17 protein-coding genes and 1 pseudogene are annotated in these 18,924 nt (G+C 62.5%); 9 read left to right on the forward strand and 9 right to left on the reverse strand.

Annotated elements, in window-relative coordinates; genetic code table 11:
• Positions 1-375: 375 nt before the first annotated feature.
• Positions 376-3,765: an autotransporter outer membrane beta-barrel domain-containing protein gene (locus tag GSQ88_RS00195; RefSeq protein WP_283810652.1), complete on the reverse strand. Its 3,390-nt coding sequence runs from the start codon at positions 3,763-3,765 to the stop codon at positions 376-378.
• Positions 3,766-4,285: 520 nt separating this feature from the next.
• Here GSQ88_RS00195 and GSQ88_RS00200 point away from each other — a divergent pair.
• The gene (locus GSQ88_RS00200) at positions 4,286-4,744 is read left to right on the forward strand and encodes a GNAT family N-acetyltransferase (RefSeq protein WP_159005214.1); all 459 of its coding nucleotides are present in this window, start codon (positions 4,286-4,288) and stop codon (positions 4,742-4,744) included.
• Between the two features lie 283 nt (positions 4,745-5,027).
• Here GSQ88_RS00200 and GSQ88_RS00205 read toward each other — a convergent pair whose 3' ends face one another.
• Both GSQ88_RS00205 and GSQ88_RS00210 read right to left on the reverse strand, forming a co-directional pair.
• Positions 5,028-6,230, reverse strand: a complete 1,203-nt coding sequence (locus GSQ88_RS00205) for a hypothetical protein (protein WP_159005215.1) — start codon at positions 6,228-6,230, stop codon at positions 5,028-5,030.
• Positions 6,231-6,575: 345 nt separating this feature from the next.
• Positions 6,576-7,367 carry an AraC family transcriptional regulator gene (locus GSQ88_RS00210; RefSeq protein ID WP_159005216.1) on the reverse strand — a complete coding sequence of 264 codons (792 nt, stop codon included), beginning with the start codon at positions 7,365-7,367 and terminating at the stop codon, positions 6,576-6,578.
• Positions 7,368-7,553: 186 nt separating this feature from the next.
• Between GSQ88_RS00210 and GSQ88_RS00215 the strand changes: the two genes are divergently transcribed.
• Positions 7,554-8,747 (forward strand): MFS transporter, encoded by a 1,194-nt coding sequence (locus GSQ88_RS00215; RefSeq protein WP_210253718.1) that lies wholly within the window; start codon positions 7,554-7,556, stop codon positions 8,745-8,747.
• A 28-nt stretch (positions 8,748-8,775) separates the two neighbouring features.
• On the opposite strand, the gene GSQ88_RS00220 is transcribed toward GSQ88_RS00215, so the two are convergent.
• From GSQ88_RS00220 to GSQ88_RS00245, 6 genes are all read right to left on the reverse strand, one after another.
• Complete coding sequence (locus tag GSQ88_RS00220; RefSeq protein WP_159005217.1) at positions 8,776-8,985, reverse strand: hypothetical protein; 210 nt, start codon at positions 8,983-8,985, stop codon at positions 8,776-8,778.
• Between the two features lie 94 nt (positions 8,986-9,079).
• Positions 9,080-9,547, reverse strand: a complete 468-nt coding sequence (locus GSQ88_RS00225; RefSeq protein ID WP_210253719.1) for a hypothetical protein — start codon at positions 9,545-9,547, stop codon at positions 9,080-9,082.
• Between the two features lie 2 nt (positions 9,548-9,549).
• Positions 9,550-10,104: a DUF6644 family protein gene (locus GSQ88_RS00230; RefSeq protein ID WP_210253720.1), complete on the reverse strand. Its 555-nt coding sequence runs from the start codon at positions 10,102-10,104 to the stop codon at positions 9,550-9,552.
• Positions 10,053-10,550, reverse strand: a complete 498-nt coding sequence (locus GSQ88_RS00235; RefSeq protein ID WP_159005219.1) for a DUF6644 family protein — start codon at positions 10,548-10,550, stop codon at positions 10,053-10,055. The genes GSQ88_RS00230 and GSQ88_RS00235 overlap by 52 nt, the downstream gene beginning before the upstream one ends.
• Positions 10,551-10,556: 6 nt before the next feature.
• The gene (locus tag GSQ88_RS00240; protein WP_159005220.1) at positions 10,557-10,949 is read right to left on the reverse strand and encodes a DUF6152 family protein; all 393 of its coding nucleotides are present in this window, start codon (positions 10,947-10,949) and stop codon (positions 10,557-10,559) included.
• 12 nt (positions 10,950-10,961) lie between these two features.
• Positions 10,962-11,738, reverse strand: coding sequence for a hypothetical protein (locus GSQ88_RS00245; protein ID WP_159005221.1), 777 nt, complete (start codon positions 11,736-11,738; stop codon positions 10,962-10,964).
• 464 nt (positions 11,739-12,202) lie between these two features.
• Between GSQ88_RS00245 and GSQ88_RS00250 the strand changes: the two genes are divergently transcribed.
• The 7 genes and pseudogenes from GSQ88_RS00250 to GSQ88_RS00270 all read left to right on the forward strand — a co-directional run bounded on the left by GSQ88_RS00250 (position 12,203) and on the right by GSQ88_RS00270 (position 18,807).
• Positions 12,203-14,878 (forward strand): flavin-containing monooxygenase, encoded by a 2,676-nt coding sequence (locus GSQ88_RS00250; protein WP_159005222.1) that lies wholly within the window; start codon positions 12,203-12,205, stop codon positions 14,876-14,878.
• A gap of 103 nt (positions 14,879-14,981) precedes the next feature.
• Positions 14,982-15,800: an aldo/keto reductase gene (locus GSQ88_RS00255; protein ID WP_159005242.1), complete on the forward strand. Its 819-nt coding sequence runs from the start codon at positions 14,982-14,984 to the stop codon at positions 15,798-15,800.
• Between the two features lie 592 nt (positions 15,801-16,392).
• The gene (gene tolA / locus GSQ88_RS00260; RefSeq protein ID WP_159005223.1) at positions 16,393-16,830 is read left to right on the forward strand and encodes a cell envelope integrity protein TolA; all 438 of its coding nucleotides are present in this window, start codon (positions 16,393-16,395) and stop codon (positions 16,828-16,830) included.
• 69 nt (positions 16,831-16,899) lie between these two features.
• Positions 16,900-17,091: pseudogene (locus GSQ88_RS35455) on the forward strand (helix-turn-helix domain-containing protein); the annotation flags it as partial.
• A gap of 182 nt (positions 17,092-17,273) precedes the next feature.
• The gene (locus tag GSQ88_RS00265) at positions 17,274-18,164 is read left to right on the forward strand and encodes a hypothetical protein (RefSeq protein WP_159005224.1); all 891 of its coding nucleotides are present in this window, start codon (positions 17,274-17,276) and stop codon (positions 18,162-18,164) included.
• 197 nt (positions 18,165-18,361) lie between these two features.
• Positions 18,362-18,487 carry a hypothetical protein gene (locus tag GSQ88_RS35925; RefSeq protein WP_283810654.1) on the forward strand — a complete coding sequence of 42 codons (126 nt, stop codon included), beginning with the start codon at positions 18,362-18,364 and terminating at the stop codon, positions 18,485-18,487.
• Positions 18,488-18,570: 83 nt separating this feature from the next.
• Positions 18,571-18,807, forward strand: a complete 237-nt coding sequence (locus GSQ88_RS00270) for a hypothetical protein (RefSeq protein WP_159005225.1) — start codon at positions 18,571-18,573, stop codon at positions 18,805-18,807.
• The last annotated feature ends 117 nt before the right edge of the window (positions 18,808-18,924 follow it).

Genomic DNA, 18,924 nt, shown 5'->3' on the forward strand with positions numbered 1-18,924 from the left:
TTTGGAACCCTTGCGGGCCTCACGGCCCGCAAGGGGATTTCTTTGAAACCGGCCCGTGTGAGCCTAGCCGTTCTTTCCGGGAGAGGATCGGTTATGCCTGACTCGATTTTCCGTCGCGCAGGCGAGAAGACGCGAACGGAAGCTCATCGTTTTTAAGATAGATTGGGATTCCAGCCATCGCATGTTAGTCAGAAAATGACGCTTTAGCTCGTAGGGTGGGTTAGGCGCAGCCGTAACCCACCTCTTTCCGCCCGCCGAAACGGTGGGTTGCGCCTGCGGCTAATCCACCCCACGGGTCCTGCTGTTGTCCAGATGGCGGACTTGAGGTGGGGCAGGGCCCATGTCCAAAAAAGTGCCCATGCGGAAAGCCGCTCGCTACCACGCGTAGCGCACAACGCCCTTGCCGGCGTAGCTGCTCGTGACATTCGAGAACTCGCCTTCGAATGTGGCTGCGGTCGACCACCCGTTCAGCCACTTCACGTCGGCCGATGCCGTGACCAGCGCAGAGTCGGCGGCCTGCGCTGCGCCATTGACGACGAAGCTTGCGCCAGGGAGCGCCTGGAAGGTCGCGGCGACCGAGCGATCCGGATCGTAGTCATGAGCCCACGCCGCGCGGCCACGCAGCGTCAGGATCGCATTCGTCATCGCGAAAGACTTGTCGGTGCGAATACCGAGTTCGCTGCGGGTGTCGGTGACGCTCTTTGACGCATAGCTCAAGGCGAACAACGGCGACCCTGCAAGGGCGTTTTCGGCATAGGCCGGCAGATCAAACGTCGTGAACTGGGCTGCCGCATAGGGCGTGATGCCGATGCCACCGGCGAACGGCGTCACAAAGCGATAGCCGCCGTCGAGGCGCCCGGAGATCGCATTGGCGTTGAACTCGGCGCGAAGATGATCGGCGCCCGCCGCCGTGACAATGCGGTCGGTGGTGATGTCCTGCCAGCCATAGGCCAATGCTGCCGTGATGTAGGCCGGTCCTTCGTTGTGCCGTATGAATGCACCGGCCTGGAATAGATCGGATCGGCCGTAGCCTGATCCAACCACGTTGAAATTGGTCCCGCCGCCGGCCAGCGAGAAGCCGGCAATGGTTTCGGGCGAGAAGCGATAATCGGCGCCCACGGCCGTGCCGTAAACGCTGGAGGTGGTGTTGTTCGATCCCAGCACGGCATTGCCGCTGGTGGTCTGCGAACCGCCATAGCCCGCGATCCAGGTGCTCCAGCGCTGCTCGAAGCTCTGCACCGGAGCGGGGGCCTTGGTGTAGATCGCCGCCAGCGCGTCATTCGGCTTGCGCTTGCCGGCGTAGGCATTGGCTTCGTCGGCATATCCGGTCGCGCCGTTGCCATTGTTCGTTCCATCGCCGCGTCCCGCCACGAACGGATCGGTCATCAAGCTCATGAACAAGTTCATCGCATCGAACGTGGTCTGCTGCGATCCGGTCGCGGTTTCGCCGGAGACCTGCGTTAGGCCGGCCGGCGTCAGCCCGCCGAACACCATCGGAATGCCGCCGGTCGCGTTGAAGAAATTCGTCAGCGCGTTGGCGACGTTTTGTTGATTGGCGTTCAATCCACCGCCGAAGTTTGGACCTGACGTGAAATTCAAAGTCAGGTTGAGGTAGGCATCCTTGGCATCGTAGCTCAGGCTGGTGGCAAATCCCTTGGGAAGGCCGAGCGTTTGAATGCCGCTGAAGGTGCCGCTGACGCCGCCCGCTGCGCTCAGGATGTTGTATTGTTTGGCCACGTAGGTGCCGGACGCGAATGTCGCGCCGACGAGGCCGTTCAGCGCCGCGGTGCCCGTCACCTTGGTCGATGTCGATATCGCCGGGGTCACCTGCACCAGGTAAAGCGCGCCGGACTGAAATGCGAGATTGCCGGTGACCGAAAGGAACGAGCCCGCAATGCCGTTGCCGGGCAGCAGCGTACCGCCGGCGGCGATCGTGACGTTGCCGACAGCACCAGCGCCGGTCAATACGCCGTTGGCGTTCACGGTCGTCATGCTGGAGGACACAATCGAGCCGTCGACCTGGAGCGCGCCGCCATTGACGGTGGTGGTGCCGGTGTAGTGGTTCGTGCCCGACAAAACCTGCGTGCTGGTGCCGTCCTTGACAAGGGCAAGCACGGGGCCGCCATTCCCGCCTTCGCCGCCGGTGCCGTCGCGCAGCACGCCGGAGAACGTCGTCGTGCCACCCTGCGCACCCGTGATCGTCAAGGCAGCCGTTCCGTTGGCCGCAGCGTTCTGCACCACGCCGCCGCCGCCAACGCCGTCGGCCAGTGATGCGATCGTGTTACTGAAACCGCTCAGCGTCACCGTTCCGGCCGAACCGACTTGGAACGCCGAATTGGGAGAGAGCGCGGTTGACGAATTGGCGATCACAAAGCCCGAAGCGACAGAAGTGACGCCCGAATAGGTATTGTTGCCGGCGAGAATGATCTCTCTCTCGATGCCGCCGGTGGTGCTTTCCAGAACGAGTGTGCCGCCACTCGATCCCGCCGCATCGGTGATATTGCTGGTGATGCGGAAGAAGCCGCCCTGGGCGTCAATGGTGCCGCCATTGGCCGTGATCTGAACCGCGTTCGCAATTTCGCGCTCGCTGGATCCGCCAAACGCCTGCAGCTTGCCGCCGTCGAAGGTCAGCGTACCGGTGCCGATCGCCGAAGAGACGATGCCTGAATTAAATTGACCAGGGTGGACAAGGACCGTGTCGACGCCGAGTTGTAGGGTGGCGCCAGTGCGTATCGTCGTGCCACCGGAATAGGTGTTGGCGCCCGACAGCACGAGCGTGCCGGTGCCGCTCTGGGCCACTGAACCGCTTCCGGTGATCAGGTTCGCAACAGTCTGCGGGGCGCTCTGGCTGAAGTTCACCGACGTGCTCGCTGTATCGAGGGCGATGCCGCCGATCATGGTCCAGCCACCGGAGAGCGTCAGCGTGTTGGCGCCGCCTGTGAAATCAATCGCGTCAGCGCGGGTCGCGTTGTCGGCAGCCAACCCGCCGCTGATCGTACCGGAGTTGACGATGGTCAGGCCGGCGCCAACGACGCCGGTGCCGCCCAAGCCTTGCGCGCCATTGGTGCCTGGGCCGCCGTTGCCATCGGTGCCGACCCCTGCGGCGCCGCCGTTGCCACCCTGGACGGCGCCGAGATTGGTGAAGATGGCTCCGGGGGCGGCGAACTGAATGCCGACGCCGCCATTGCCGCCGCCGCCGCCGGCGGAACCGATGCCGCTTTGGGTGCCGCCTGCTTGCCCGCCCGCGCCACCGATGCCGCCTTGAAGCAAAGCGCCGACGTTATTGAGGCTGGCGCCGGAGCCTGTAACGACGGCACCGTAACCGCCAGCGCCACCTCCTGCACCGCCGGCCGAGCCGTTGTTGCCGAGATCATGGCCTCCGTCGCCGCCCTTGCCGCCAGAGCCCCCTTGGAGCGTCGCGGAATTGTTGAGGTTCGCGGTGCTGGCGCCGTTGCCGCCGCCGCCGCCGCCGCCTCCGCCTTGACCAAGGCCGGCGCCGTCCGTCCCGTCTACGCCATTGCCGCCGCCGGCCGAACCGCCGGGGCCACCGGCGCCACCGGTGTGGCCTCCAACGCCGCCATTGCCGCCGCCAGCGGAGCCACCGCCGCCACCGCCACCGGTGCCACTGCCACTGTCAACGCCCGGATTGCCCGGATTGCCGGTGAATCCCGAGCCGCCGGTCCCGCCGGAGCTGCCTAACGCCGCGTTACCGCCCTTGCCACCATCGCCATCAGCGGCGATCGCGGTCAGGGGAACGAGAACCAAGCCGCTGCATGCCGAGACAAGCAAAGCGGCGAGTGCCGACGTTCGGAGCGAACGACGTCGGCCCAGCGAACTAAGCTTGGATGCCGTTCCTGCCGAAAGTGTCCAGCGGCATCGGGAGCGGATGCCAGCTAAAAATATTTCATCAAAAGTCATTTGCATCGCGGCGGAAATATCGCCGCACCTCACTTAATGTGGCTGCTGCGATTCCAGCGTACCTTAGTCGACAGCCCGATATAGACACTTTTCACACATACGGAACCGATGCTTGTGCGGTGTTGCAAAACGGGTACAGCCGCTGATCTAGCAGATTCGCGAATACGACTATAGGACGCCGCAATGCCACTACGGCGACTGGAATCGAGTTGATGTCGTAAGTCGCGCTAATGGACGAACAGCAGTTTATTCGCGCGGAATACACTGAGGGCAACAAACGGGATTCGGTTTATTCTGATGTATCACCCGAAGCATCGGCCCGGCTCGGACGCCAGGAGCCCGACACGGCCAACAGAGAGGATCGCTTATGCCTGACTTGATTTTCCGTCGCGCAACCGAGGCCGACGTCCCTGCTATCATTGGGCTGCTCGCGGATGACGTCCTGGGCTCGTCGCGGGAAGCAACGGGGACAGAAAGCTATCCGCAATATCTAGATGCCTTTCGCGTTATCGATGCGGACGCGAGCCAGTTTCTGTTGGTTGTGGACGACGGGAGCAAGATTGTCGGGACCCTTCAGCTCACGTTCATCCCCGGATTGGCCAGCCGGGGACTGAAGCGCGGTCAAATTGAAGCTGTTCGCGTGGCGCGTGATCGGCGCGGTGAGAAGATCGGCGAGGCGATGATCGACTGGGCTGTGGAAAAATGTCGACGCGAGCAGTGCGGGACCGTTCAACTGACAACCGACAAGACGCGAACGGAAGCGCATCGTTTTTACGACAGATTGGGCTTCCAGCCATCGCATCTCGGTTACAAACTGAAGCTTTAGTTCGTAGGGGCGGGGTCGGCGCAGCCGTAACCGACCATCCCGTTCTAATCTTACTGCGTCACAACTGGCCTATCCCCTCATCCTGAGGAGCCACGAAGCGGCGTCTCGAAGGATGTGGCCCGGGATATCGACACTGGGGACGCAACACACAGATTCGCGGCCATCCCTCGAGACGCGGCCAACGGGTCCGCGCGAAGCGCGGCCCGATAATAAACTCCGACGCCGCTCCTCAGGATGAGGGTTTAGTGACGCAGCAATCCACCGTACGGGTCCTGTAGAGCCCTCACTTCGCTGGCCGCTCCGGAATGAAGGCGATTGTTAGAGTCGGCTGTATGATGACGCCACGCCAGGAAGACGTCGTGACTGTGGAGAAATTCTGATTGTAAGTAGCTGCGACCGAAAAGCTGACGGATGGCTGACCAGCCACCACCCCTGGCTTGCTATAGGACAAGGCCGGCCCGATCTGAAACAGAACATCGCGCCTGCCGCCGACGACCTCATTGTAGAACCGGGACGTTACCACGGTTGGAACAGTGACCTTCCAATCCGTGCCGTCGATTCTCCATCCAGGCGTCGCAGAACCCGTGAAGTTTGTATTCTGCTGAGTCGATACATCCGACAGCGTCTGACCGGCCGTCAGCGACAAATCGAGATAGTGGCAAAATCCTGAAGTGTCCGGCTTTGGCGCGTCCGGGTCGGGCTTTTGCGCCTCAGTCTGACATACGTTGTTCCCGGATCCTCCGAGCAGAGAAATGTTTGATCTGCCGAGCGTCACCTGAGGCGTAAAGAGGTCCGCGGTCTCGGGGCGTAGTCCGGGGAGAAAAGCAGTCTGGTTTTGAAAGCCGACTGACAGGGTGTCGTACGTGATCTGGTTAGCTGCGGCGGGAAGGTCCTTGGGAATGTCCTGGGGTTTCGAACCGAACCCCTTGTATTTGCCATCTGTCCCGTAATAGCCCGCTCCAAGAAAAATCTGGTAGGCGGCCTGTTCGGTTATTGCATCGACACTCTTTGAGATAATACTCGGGTATCGCGCCGAAGCGGACGAAACACTGTAGGCGGCGAGATCGAATGGATGGCCTTCGAGTCCTGCCGTCGTGATCGTCGCGGAACCTCCAAAACCCATCGAAAAACCTGGACTGTTATTCGAAGAATTTTTCAGGACGTTCGATTCCCAGGTCGGATTTAGCGGCAGACTGAGCGATACATTTGTCGGTTGCGCGGTACGGCAATTCCAGTTGAAGACCACAGGTGCAAGTATCCTGCCTTTCTTCCTGCGCGCTTTGTCGATTTGGGCGGCGCGAATTTCTTTCGCGCGTGGGGCATTCCTCGAAACGCATTTATTTTGTCGTTCGGTGTCTCTGACGCCATCGAGCGGCCCCAATGCAAGCGGCGCCGGCGATAGCGGCGCTGTAAACGTTTTCAATGTATCTTGAAGATTTGCAAGGCTTGCCTGCGCCGATGCGGCAGTTGGCGAAAGCGCGCACATTGCTGCCGCGAACCATAAACAGATATATCGACAGCATGTTATGTACGGCGCGGGACCTGCGACGTCTGTCTTCAGGACACTGAGCCCAGCGGCCATCTTCAATGACTTTCAAAATAATCAACCAAAAGGATCGTGAAGGAAAAAATGCAGCCTTTCTAAATTTTAGTCAACGCCGATCCACCGGTACTTCAGGAAATAGGAGGCAACGCCCTCTCTTACCCTCTCGACCGCATCACCTGTTGGCGGGTTCAGAGTCGCCGCCCGATCTGCTCCACATCCGTTTTTTTCCCCCGGGATCGGACATCTTTCGGCGTGCCCGGCAGGTTCGAAAGGTGCCGAGTACAATCATCTCGCGTTGGCGTGGCCGCCTCTCATCCCCAGATAAGTTAGAGGCGGACTGCCGAAGGCCCGCTTGAACATCAGCGTGAACGCCGCGGGGTTTTCGTAGCCCAGATCCACAGCGACCGTGGTGACGGGCTCGCCCGCCGCGAGCCGCGGCAGCGCGCCGACCAGGCACGCCTGCTGACGCCATGCCATGAAGCTGAGGCCGGTCTCGCGTCGGAACAGACGCGTGAACGCACGGCGGCTCATGTGCAGATCCGCCGCCCAGTCGTCGATGGTCTCGTGGATCTCCGGCTTCTGGATGAACTTGCGGCAGCGCGCCGCCAAGGCTCCTTCGGCCGGATAGCGCAGAGACAGCGGCAGCACCGGCAGTTTTTGCAGTTCGTGACCGATCAATTCCATCAGCGCGCCGGCGCGGCTATCGAGCTCGGTCTCGATCGGCAAGCCCAGCGCTTCCGTCATCAGGCTGCGCATGAAGGGCGAGATGCCGACGACCTGGCAGTGCGTGGGCATGCCGGGCACCGCGCCCGGCTCCAAATACAAGCTCTGCATCCGCACCGCGCCGACCGTCCGCACATGATGTTCGGTCGCCGGCGGAATCCACATGCCGCGTTGCGGGGGCATCACGTAAGTGCCTTGCGGCGTCGCCAGCACGACCACGCCGGTCGCGCCGGAGATCAGCTGGCCGCGCCGATGATAATGCGGTTCGATGATGTGCCCGTCGGGATAGCGCGTGCCGAGGGCGATGATCGAGCGGGCCAAATGGTCGACGCTGTCGATATGCATTTCCTGCATCGCGTTTGGCCCACTCTAGTAGAAATAAGGCCCAGCATTGGTGGTGGGCGAAATGGTGGTCGAATACTCCGAAGTCGGGGTCGAGTGCAACCGCGCCGCCCGACCCCGAACAACAAAAGGCAAAAGGAATTCGACGTGTCCGTCCAAGCTCAAGCCGCCCAAGTTCAAGCCGCCCAAGTTCAAGCCATGCCGCTCCGGCGCTCGAAGACGGTGTTTCCCGTCCTGTGGGCCGCCAGCTTCTGCCATCTGCTCAACGACCTGATGCAGGCCATGCTGCCCGCGGTGTATCCGATCCTGCGCGGCGACTTCGATCTGAGCTTCGCGCAGATCGGCTTTCTCACTTTGGTTTACAACGTGACGGCATCGTTGTTTCAACCCTTCATCGGCTACTACACGGATCGCCACCCGCTGCCTTATTCGCTGCCGTTCGGCATGGCGTCGTCGCTCGTCGGGCTGCTGACACTGGCCTACGCACCGAATTACGCCATGCTGCTGGTCGGCGGCATGTTGCTGGGCCTGGGCTCATCGATCTTCCATCCGGAATCCTCGCGCATCGCGCGTCTCGCGTCTGGCGGCTCGCACGGCCTGGCGCAGGCGCTGTTTCAGGTCGGCGGCAATTTCGGTTCGGCACTCGGCCCGTTGGCGGCGGCCTATTTCGTGCTGCCACGCGGTCAGCACGGACTGGCCTGGTTCGCTCTCGCCGCCATGGCCGGCATCATCGTCCTGACCGGCCTCGGGCGCTGGTACAGCGCCAACGGTCACGCGCGCAAGCCGTCAAGCGACGCGCCGGTGCGGCATCCGACCCTGTCGAAGGGGCAGGTGTCGAAGGCGATGGCTGTTCTCATCGCGTTGCTGTTCTCGAAGTACATCTACCTCGCGAGCTTCACCAGCTACTACACGTTCTATCTGATGGACCGCTTCGGCATGCCGACAAAGGATGCGCAGATCTATCAGTTCCTGTTCTTCGCGGCGGTGGCGGCGGGCACCGTCGCCGGCGGTCCGATCGGAGACCGGCTCGGCCGCAAGTTCGTCATCTGGGTCTCGATCCTCGGCGTTTTGCCGTTCACGCTGATGCTGCCTTACGCGGGCCCTGCGCTGACCGCCGCGTTGAGCGTGGTGATCGGCTTCGTGATCGCCTCGGCGTTTCCCGCCATCGTCGTCTATGGGCAGGAGTTGATGCCGGGCCGCGTCGGAATGGTCGCCGGAATCTTTTTCGGATTCATCTTCGGCGTCGGCGGCATCGGCGCGGCGATACTCGGCACGCTGGCCGACTGGACCGGCATCCAGTTCGTCTTCAAGGTCTGCTCGTTTCTCCCGGCGCTCGGCATTCTCACGGCGATGCTGCCGAACTTGAAGGAGGCCAAGGGGGAGGCGGCGTAATTCGCCGCTGCGATCGCCCGTGCTCCGGTCAGTCGTGCAGCATCATGTCGCGCAGCGTTTCGTTCGTCTCCGTCTTTACAGCTGGAGGCGCTTGCACGACGACGACCGTCCGCGCGGGGACACAGGCCGTGTCGTGATCCAAATGATCGGCCGCAGCCGCTTTCGCGATGAGGCCGACAACGACGAGCGTTGCGAGCCTGATCGCAATGACGGTGAGCAGCGTTTCCGACGTCGCCATGATGACAGACCATGCGCGACTTCAAGACACACGGCAATTCGGAAGGTACGGCAGCAGCCTTCGCGGCTGACGAAGGCAATCCGGTGAGAACGACTTACTCCAGCCCGTAGTGACGATGGCAGGCCGCGCAAATGCCGTCGAGATGGTCGCTGACGTCGGCGACGGTTTTCAGGTCATGCGCCTCGGCGGCCTGATAGGCCCGGTCGGCCGCATCCGCGAGCTTTTTCACGTAAGCGTTCCACTCCGGATCGAGCGCGCGCCCCGGGATCATCAGTGCGTTGGTGGCTTCCGCCAGCGTCGCGGCGCCGCTGGTGATATTTTCCCAGTCATCGTCGGTCTTGGGCCCGAGGTCGTGCTCGCCGCTGGTGTCGATCACCGAGCCGTTGACCTTCCAGATCAAATTCGCGGCTGGTGTCAGCACGTGGTCCATGAATGTTTTCATGTCGACATGGGCCTGGAACGGCGGCAACGCTTGCGTTGTCTCCGACATCGATGGCGAGGCGGCGAGGCCGCAAAAGATCAGCGCGGCAGCAAGGCTGGCGCGCGTTCGGCATCTCTTCATCATCACAGCACCTGCATGGTGAAACCGATCCAGCGCCCGCAGGCGACGACTGCGATCCAGAGCAGGATGGACAGCGCGCCGGCGATGCGCGCGCGCAGCGGCGGTGATTTTTGCTTCTCCCATTGCGGCAGATCCTTCGCGCTGATGGCGTGGAAGACGATCATGTTCAGCCCCGCCGCGCAGATCAGGACGAGCTTGGCGTCGAAGTAGCCATTCGCGAGATATTTGGTGGCGTTGGAAATGAACAGCAGGAAGCCGGAACTCACCGCAATCGCGAAGGCGCCCCAGGTCACCGGCAGCACCGCGCGCGACAGCCGGCCGACGGGCCGGTTCGTCGAGGCGAAGCCAAGGAGCCGCAGGTCCAGCACGAGGATCGACCCGATCACAAGGCAGATCGCAATGACATGGACCGATTCGATCGTCGGAAACAGTATGTCGTTCTCGCGAATGCTGTCGGCAATCCCGCTGTCCTCGAAGAAGGCGATCAGGTCCTGGAGGTATGACATCATCCGGCCTGCGTGTAAGCGATCCAGCGTCCGGCGAACAGGATGCCGCACCAGACCAGGATCGACAGCGTTGCCAGCGCGCGGCCCGCCATCTGCCGGCTGCGATCCTCAAACACGCCAGGGGAGGCCAGCGCCATCCGTTGCAACGTCGCCGTCAGCACGATGGCGACCAGCAGCAGCGCCATCTTGAGATAAAAGGTGGTGTTGACCAGCGAGCGTCTCGGCTCGCCGATGATCAACAGGCTGCCGGTCACCAGCAGGACGAGCAGGACCGGCCAGATCGGAGGCAGAAAGCGCCGCGCGACCTCGCGCAGCGGTTCGTCGCGCTCGAACACCCGAAAGATCCGCAAATCGACCAGCACCGCGGAAGAGAAGACAATCGCCACGCAGAGAATGTGGATCGTCTGGATCGTCGGGATGATCCAGGTGACGGTCTGGATGGTGTGGCTGAGCGACGTCGCCGCCAGCCATTTGGAAAACCCGGTCAGCGTCAGCATGCGATCCTACTGCTCGTCCGGCGTCAGGCTGTAGGTCAGTTCCTTGCCGTCCTGCAGAACCGCCTTGCGCAGGAAGCCGCCGGGTTTGCCGTCGCGTAGCGGCAGATAGTCGAAGGTGGCGTGATCGCCGGGCTGCAGCGAGCGCTTGGTCCAGCCGGATCGCGTCAGCACGCCGGGGCTCGACACTTCGAATACCCAGGTGCCGGCCTGTGCTCCTTCCTTGACGTCAGTCTCGACCACGAAGGAGATGTGCGGGTTGGTCCAGTTGACCTGTTTGACGGTGCCCTGGACGGTCTGCGGGTGGTCGCTGTCATAGGCGGCGTTGGAATGGTGCGCGGCTGCGATGCCTGCAAAGCCCAGCGTGAGGCAAGCGGCAAGAAACATGGCCTTCGGCGACATCTCGATCTTTCCTTATTTGGTGTGAACCGTTCCGAACGCGCCTTGCGCGTTGGGGACGAAGATGTCGTTGCCGTTGGCGTCCTTGCCCGGCACCAGATCTTCCTGCGCGCACTCGCCCTCGGTCACTTCATAATGGCGGTCGGGGTAGCGGCGGAAAATTCGCGTCGTCTTCCAGGTCGCGGTGAGAACGTTCGGCGCCGTGACCTCTAGATCGTCGTGCATGACGTTGGATTCGGCGAGATGAATGTGCTCGACGACGTGCATGTCGCCATTATTGGGAATTCCTACAGCTTCGCTGATCGCGATATAGGCCTGCGGCACGATCGAGACGGTGTCGATCAGCAGCGTGTCGCCATCCCAATGGCCAATTGAATAGCCGTGCAGCGACAGATCGGGATCTTCCGGGGGCTTGCGGCCATCCATGTAGATACGCCGCATCCGGTTGCCGTCGACCTCGCCAAGCATGGTGATCCGGCCAGGCGTGACCAAAAGCTCGAATGCGTTGTGCGTCATCAGCATCCAACTTGGCATGCCGTGCGGCAGGCAATGGCTCAGGACCAGGAACGGCCGTCCTGCCTTTTCCTCGGCGACAAGGTGCTGAACCTGCTGCAGGATGTCAGGCTTCCAGGGCGGCATGTTCGAAGCCTCCTGGCGCTTTTGATCCTTGATGTCCGGGAGCCAGAGGCCGCTGAGATCAGGCTCGGCGTGCGCGCTTGGCGGAGCCGCGATCTGCTGAAGGAAAAAAACGCCGACGATCGCAAACGTTTTGACGAACTGCTTGACTATCATGCGACCTTCCAACCGATGCAGAGGCACGATAGTTCGCGCGAGGACGAAAGGAAAGCTAGTCCGTTGTGCAACCGCTTCAAAATTGCGGGAGGTTGTGACGATTGCGATATGATTCTTGAGTCTGCCGCGCGAGGGACTCCCAACAAATCATAAGCGAAGAGAACGTGATGCTTATTTCATCGCGAATTGGCGAAATTTTTATCGGTCGTGACCGTTCTGCGGAACGAATGCGCCTCCCACGCGTGTAAACTTCAAGCTTCCGTAAAGGCGCGGCAGCGTTCTTTGGGATTTTCGCGTTCGCAAAGCATGCCGGAGTTATCCAGAAACATTTGCGGCTGCGCGCCTTTCGGCTTCGCAACGATGCAAATGCGTCAAAACGCAGGCGTCGCGCGTGCAGTGCATGAATGACAAACGGCAGAGGCGGCGATAGCCTCCTGGACAATAAAACAAATGGGAGGAATGGCATGCCAGACGCAATGGTTGCGGATTCTGCTTCTATGGCCGCGCGCGGCGGTGCGGCGCACGAGGTCGACGTCGCGGTGGTGGGCGCCGGTTTCGCCGGTCTCTACCTGCTGCATCGGCTGCGCAAGGCCGGCTTCACCGCACAAGTGATCGAGGAGGCCGGCGACGTCGGCGGCACCTGGTACTGGAACCGATATCCCGGCGCACGCTGCGACATCCAGACCATCGACTACAGCTACACGTTCGATCCGGAACTCGATCGCGCCTGGAAATGGTCGGAGAAGTACGCAACCCAGCCGGAAATCCTGCGCTATCTTGGTTTCGTCGCCGACCGCTACGATCTGCGGCGCGACATCCGCTTCGGCACCAAGGTGACAAACGCGACATGGGACGCCGCCGCCGAGCGCTGGCGGCTCACCACCGACACCGGCGCGGCGATATCCTGCCGCACTTACATCATGGCCACCGGCTGTCTCTCCACGCCCAAGCCGCCGGAAATCGAGGGCGTCAAGGACTTCAAGGGCGATATCTATTTCACCGGCCGCTGGCCGCACCACGAGGTCAAGCTCGCCGGCAAGCGCGTCGCGGTGATCGGCACCGGATCGTCCGGGATCCAGGCGATCCCGTTGATCGCCGAGCAGGCGGCGCATCTGACCGTGTTCCAGCGCACCGCGAGTTTTGCGCTTCCCGCCCACAACGGCCCTGCCTCGGCGGATCGCACGGCGTTGGTGGAAAGCGACCGCGCCGGCTACCGTGAGCAGGCCCGCTGGTCGTTGGCGGGCGTACCGTTGCCGCCGGCAACGGCGGTGAGCTGGCAGTTGAGCGATGCCGAGCGCCGCGAACGCTTCGAGCAGGCGTGGGCCGCCGGCGATCTCGTCCACATGATGACCCAGCTGTGGGCCGACCAGGGCGTCGATGTCGACGGCAACGCGCTGGTCGCCGAACTGGTCCGCGAGAAAATCCGCAGCATCGTCAAGGATCCCTCGACCGCGGCGGCGCTGAGCCCGAACGATCATCCGTTCGGCTCGAAGCGTCCCTGCCTCGATACCAATTATTACGCGACCTATAACCGTCCCAACGTCACGCAGGTGAACCTGCGGCAGGAACCGATCACATCGATCACGGCCACCGGCATCAACACCGGCAAGCGCAGCGTCGACGTCGATGTCATCGTGTTCGCCACCGGCTTCGACGCCATGACCGGCGCGATCATGGCCGTGCATCCGATCACCGGCCGCGACGGACAATCGCTGTCCGACGTCTGGGCCAAGGGTCCGCAAAGCTATCTCGGGCTCACCGTGGCCGGCTTTCCCAACCTGTTCATGATCACCGGCCCGGGCAGCCCGTCGGTGCTGTCGAACATGGCGGTATCGATCGAACAGCACGTCGATTGGGTGGTCGACCGTCTCCAGGCGATGCGCGAGGCCGGGTTCTCCACGATCGAGCCGACCGCGACGGCGCAGGCCGCGTGGGCACAACACATGGCCGACTGTTCGACGATCACGCTGCATCGACTGGCCAATACCTGGTACACCGGCGCCAACGTTCCCGGCAAGGCACAAGGCGTAATGCCCTATACCGGCGGCGTCGGTCCGTACCGCAGCATCTGCAACGAGATCGTCGGCCGCGGCATGCTCGGTTTCCGGCTCACCGGCGCCAATGGCGCGCAGCAATGCAACGATGGCGAGATCGTTCGCCTGCAACCGGATGTGCGGCTGGTGCTGAACATGCTGGCGGAGATGAAGTTGCCGCCGATCGAAACGATGGGCGCCCAAGGTGCGCGGGACTTTGTGGCTCAATTCAATGCCGGGCGCCCCGCCGGGCGGCCGGTCGGCGAAGTTGTCGATGGGTCACTGCCGGGCGCCGACGGCCCGTTGCCTTATCGGCTGTACCGGCCGGCGACGCCGGGGCCGCATCCGGTCGTGGTCTATTTCCACGGCGGCGGTTGGGTGCTCGGTGACGAGCAGTCCGACGATCCGTTCTGCCGCGACATGTGCCGGCGCACCGGCATGATCTTCGTCAGCGTCGGTTACCGGCATGGGCCCGAACACCCGTTCCCGGCGGCGGCAGAGGATGGCTACGCGGCGGCGAAATGGATCGCCGAGCACACCGCCGATCTCGGCGGCAGACCGGAACCCGTGATGGTCGCGGGCTGGAGCGCCGGCGGCAATATCGCCGCCGTCACCTGCCAGTTGGCGCGCGACCGCGGTGGCCCGAAGATTTCAGGCCAGTTGTTGGTCTGCCCGGTCACCGACTGCGATTTCGAGCGCGCCTCCTACCGCGACAACGCCGAAGGCTACTTCCTGACGAAGTCGCTGATGACGTGGTTCTGGGACATGTACTGTCCGCCTGGCGACCGCACCGATCCACGCGCCTCGCCGTTGCGCGGCAAACTCTCCGGGCTGCCTCCGGCGTTCGTGGTGACCTGCGAGTTCGATCCGCTGCGCGACGAGGGCATCGCTTACGCGCAGGCGCTCACGGCCGCCGGTGTGCCGGTCGAGCACTTTAACGCGCGCGGCCAGATGCACTCGTCCTACACCATGGTCGATGTGGTGATCACCGGTGTCGGCGGGCGCGTGCGGATGGCGGAAGCCTTGCGCCGGTTCGCCGGGCCTGAGCCGGAGAGCCGGCGGGGCGAGGAGGGGGCCCGGCCGAGATCGGACGGCATCGCCGCTTAGAGTTCTGGCGCGACCGAACGGACTATGCGGGCTGTTGCGCTGTCCACTGAACCCACGCGGGGTTGAGTTGGCAGCGCCGGCCCGGAAGCGCATAATGGGCGGCATGAACGTGATCGAAGCCAATGGTGCCAAAATCCCGGCCATCGGGCTCGGCACCTGGGAACTGCGTGGCCGAACCTGCGCGCGTCTGGTCGAGCAGGCCCTGCGGCTCGGCTATCGCCACATCGACACCGCGCAAGTCTATGAGAACGAACGCGAGGTCGGCGAGGGCCTGCGCGCCTCCGGGATCAAGCGCGACGAAGTGTTCGTGACGACCAAGGTGTGGACCACGCATTTCGCGCCGAATGACCTCGAACGCTCCACCCGAGAGAGCCTGAGCAAGCTGCATCTTGCCGCGGTCGATCTGTTGCTGCTGCATTGGCCCAATCCACGGGTGCCGCTACAGGAGACTTTGGGCGCGCTGGCGCATGTCAAGCAAGTCGGTCTGGCCCGGCACATCGGCGTTTCGAATTTTACCGTGGCGCTGATCGAGGAGGCGGTGGCGGCCTGTCCGGAGCCTTTGGTGTGCGATCAGGTCGAATTCCATCCGTATCTCGACCAGACCAAGGTCAGGGAGGCCTGCGCGCGGAACGGTATGGCGGTGGTGGCCTATAGTCCGGTGGCCAAGGGCCGGATCAAGAACGATGAGACTTTGGCCCGGATCGGGCAGGCTTACGGCAAGACCGCCGCGCAGGTGTGCCTGCGCTGGCTGGTGCAACAGAACGTGGCTGCGATCCCACGGACCTCGCGGATCGAGCGGCTGTCGGAAAATATCGACATTTTCGACTTTGCGCTGTCGGATCAGGAGATGGCCGAGCTTTCCGCGATGGGGAGCGCCGAGGGGCGGCTGACCAATTTCGGTTTCGCACCGAAATGGGATTGAGATATGGTGCCGGCGGGCAGGGGCGGCATCAAAACGTCGATTGAGTACGGTGGAAGCGCAGCAGATCCTACGTTCGGGAATCACGGCATCGGCGGTTGTCCATCTGTCGTTGCTGGCGCTTGTGATCTTCTTTGCCGAGGTTCATCCGTTCGGTGCGGTCACGGCTGAAACCATCGCGGTCGATATCGTGGCGCCGGACGAGGTGACGGAAAAGGCCTCGGAGCAACGTCCGACATCGAAGTCAGGTTCGTCCGACTCGCTTGACCCGTCCGCGACCGGGGTGAACACGAGTGCGTCGTCGGCTGCCGCGCCAGCGCCCGCCGGCTCGCAACCGGGCGCAAGCCCATCGCAACCGACAACGCCGCCACAACAGCAGGCGGCGTTATCGCAGCCGAGCGTGGCGCCAACGCCCCAACCAGGTCCCGACGCAAGTTCCGCGACAAGTCCTGCGGCAACAAGTCCTTCTACAAGTCCTGCGTCGAATACCCTGTCGAATCCTGCGTCAGGTTCGGCGTCAATCGCCGCACCAATTCCCGCGCCCGCGACCGGTCGGCAAGCTTCGCCGGCGTCATCAGTTGAACCGCCGGCGCCGGTGCCCGCCTACGTTCCCGCGCAGCCTGATCTTTCGATCAAATATGGCGTCGTGCTCGGCCTGCCGCTGGACTTGCCGCAGGACAAGCACAGCGACACCTACGATGCTCCGGCCATCGAGAATGCCGATGTTGCATCCAGTCCGATCGCGGAATTCAGACGCCACATCAAGACCTGTTCGACCTTGCCGAAGGAGGTCGGGCCTTCCGACAAGGTCGCGATCAAGCTGCGCGTGATGATGCGGCCCGATGGCCGGCTCGCCGCGGACCCGCAGTTGATCGAGGGCACTGCATCCGCGAAAGGCGCGTTGCTGATGCAGAACGCGATCAGCGCGCTACAGTCGTGCCAGCCCTACGCGATGCTGCCGGCGGACAAATACAGCGAATGGAAGGTGCTCGACCTCAGCTTCACGCCGCAGGATTTCGGCGGCGCGTCCTAGTGGATTGACCGGGACGAAAGAGTCCGAAAGGGGATTCTCAGCGGATCGCTGATGTGCGAGTCCGGGTGGATGCGCGATGGCATCAATTTCACCCTATCCGCCGCTGACCGCCAGCGATTGAATGAGATCGCAGCGGCGCCCCGGCGCCCGCAGAAGCACGTTTGGCGAGCCCGTATTGTGCTGCTGAGTGGTGATGGCCTGGGCACCTCGGCGATCATGGCCCACACCGGTAAGTCCAAAACCTGCGTCTGGCGATGGCAGGGGAGTTATTTTAGGTCGATTCATCAGATTCATCAATTAATGCGGCGTCGCCAAACCCGTCAAATGCTAAGAGTAACTGTAGTGCCAGGGATTGCAGACTGGCAAAAGTTTGGACATTCTTAACTCCATTCCATGAAGCTGCACCCGGCATTGCATTGCGCAATCTGCGGGGAGTAGGGCTCTTGGCGACGATTTCCACAGCGGCGCCATCGATTGGTAATCTCCTGGCTCAGCTGATTTCCGGCGGTTCCAGCACGCCCCCGGCGCCGGCAGCCACCAGCACTGGCTCTGCTTCCTCGTCCACGGCGACACCGAGCGCCGACTCCGGAGCGGCAGTCTTCGTCACTCTATCCGATCAAGCGAAAGCGGCAGCCGCCACCAAGATCCAGTCCGATCAGGACGCGGCCACCCGTTTGCAAGCCTATGTCGATGAACAGCGCGCTAACAACGCCGGCACCAAGACAGGCGCGCCCGTCAGCTTGCAGAGTATCCTTGAGACAGTGGCGCAATCGACGGACACACCGCCTGCGAGCGCACAGCCGACAACCGGCTCGAACGTTGAAGCGATTGTGGCGCAGATCAAGACGCTCGCCAACGCCAATGAACCGCCGCCGTTCCAGTCATTCGTACCGAGCAAGAGCCTGTCGAACAGCTTGACCGTCGATGGCTTCACCCTGACGGTCGATACCAACGCCAGCACGCAGTTTTATGGGACCGCGCTCAGTGGCAACGGCACTCTGGTCCTCGACAAGCATTTCGGGTCGGAGGACGAAGCCGGCGGTGGTACCGGGGCCGCTCCCGGCGTCGGCGTCAGCACCGCAGAGGTCAACAACAATGAGGCCCTGGACGCCGTCACAGTCACCCGGAACATAGCCACTGCAAGCAGCGCCTCGATATCCTCGTCATCGGCCGGCTCGATCTCCACAAGCTCGGTGAACGCCCAATCGTCGTCGATCACATTCTTGGTCAATTATGCGACAGGTCAGATCAGCGCGGAGGGGTCCGCAGCGTCGGTATCCGCCCGGTCGACCTCGGTCGGCTTACCCGGGTCGACCCTCTCGACGCTGGCATGAATGCCGAAGGCCAGATTATGCCGCATGGCCGGGGCTGGCGGCTGAAGCCCGTAGGGCGGATTAGTGGAGCGTAATCCGCCGCTCTAATCCGGCCCGGCATGATCAGCATCGTTCGTCGAAATCTGCGCCGTCGCCGGTTCAGTCTCGCAGAAGCAATCGCTGCTACGAGTTCTGCATCCGTGAGAAGGGCGCTGTTGATGCAGAACGCGATCAGCGCGCTACAGTCGTGCCAGCCCTACGCGATGCTGCCAGCGGACAAATACAGCGAATGGAAGGTGCTCGACCTCAGCTTCACGCCGCAGGATTTCGGCGGCGCGTCCTAAGCTGCGCGCGCCCAGTGATCCACCTCACGGAGATCATCCTGAATATGGCCTAGCCTGTCGCGATCGAAACAGGAGCGATGGCGATGAACAGGATTGTTTGGACGCATCTCGACACGGCAATCATTGTCGCGATCTCGATCATGATGCTCGGCATGACTGGTTTGGCGGTACATGCCAAACAAAAAGGCGGACTTCAGGCCTCGGGCGTCTTGGGCCTGAGCGCGGACTGGACGTGCCATCCGAACCACGCGCGTGGTCAGTTAGCCTGCCTCAATACCGCCGACGGCCGGCATACCATCGTCGCCACAAGTTTGAAGTGATGGCGAACGCGAGATGACACGAGAGCCATGGGAAAATTTTCGATGGGCAAATTTTCGATTGGACGTGCTGTTGCCAACGCGGGAATGTATCACTAGGTTTTGCGACAGGTAGACCCA

It is taken from the genome of Bradyrhizobium sp. S69, from assembly GCF_009766005.1.
Lineage (GTDB): Bacteria > Pseudomonadota > Alphaproteobacteria > Rhizobiales > Xanthobacteraceae > Bradyrhizobium.

Coding starts and splice junctions, on each gene's coding strand:
- GSQ88_RS00270 (WP_159005225.1), top strand. CDS start 18,571: ATGAACAGGATTGTTTGGACGCATCTCGACACGGCAATCATTGTCGCG.
- GSQ88_RS00200 (WP_159005214.1), top strand. CDS start 4,286: ATGCCTGACTTGATTTTCCGTCGCGCAACCGAGGCCGACGTCCCTGCT.
- GSQ88_RS00225 (WP_210253719.1), bottom strand. CDS start 9,547: ATGAAGAGATGCCGAACGCGCGCCAGCCTTGCTGCCGCGCTGATCTTT.
- GSQ88_RS35925 (WP_283810654.1), top strand. CDS start 18,362: ATGCAGAACGCGATCAGCGCGCTACAGTCGTGCCAGCCCTACGCGATG.
- GSQ88_RS00210 (WP_159005216.1), bottom strand. CDS start 7,367: ATGCAGGAAATGCATATCGACAGCGTCGACCATTTGGCCCGCTCGATC.
- GSQ88_RS00205 (WP_159005215.1), bottom strand. CDS start 6,230: ATGTGCGCGCTTTCGCCAACTGCCGCATCGGCGCAGGCAAGCCTTGCA.
- GSQ88_RS00220 (WP_159005217.1), bottom strand. CDS start 8,985: ATGGCGACGTCGGAAACGCTGCTCACCGTCATTGCGATCAGGCTCGCA.
- GSQ88_RS00235 (WP_159005219.1), bottom strand. CDS start 10,550: ATGCTGACGCTGACCGGGTTTTCCAAATGGCTGGCGGCGACGTCGCTC.
- GSQ88_RS00255 (WP_159005242.1), top strand. CDS start 14,982: ATGAACGTGATCGAAGCCAATGGTGCCAAAATCCCGGCCATCGGGCTC.
- GSQ88_RS00250 (WP_159005222.1), top strand. CDS start 12,203: ATGCCAGACGCAATGGTTGCGGATTCTGCTTCTATGGCCGCGCGCGGC.
- GSQ88_RS00215 (WP_210253718.1), top strand. CDS start 7,554: ATGCCGCTCCGGCGCTCGAAGACGGTGTTTCCCGTCCTGTGGGCCGCC.
- GSQ88_RS00245 (WP_159005221.1), bottom strand. CDS start 11,738: ATGATAGTCAAGCAGTTCGTCAAAACGTTTGCGATCGTCGGCGTTTTT.
- GSQ88_RS00240 (WP_159005220.1), bottom strand. CDS start 10,949: ATGTCGCCGAAGGCCATGTTTCTTGCCGCTTGCCTCACGCTGGGCTTT.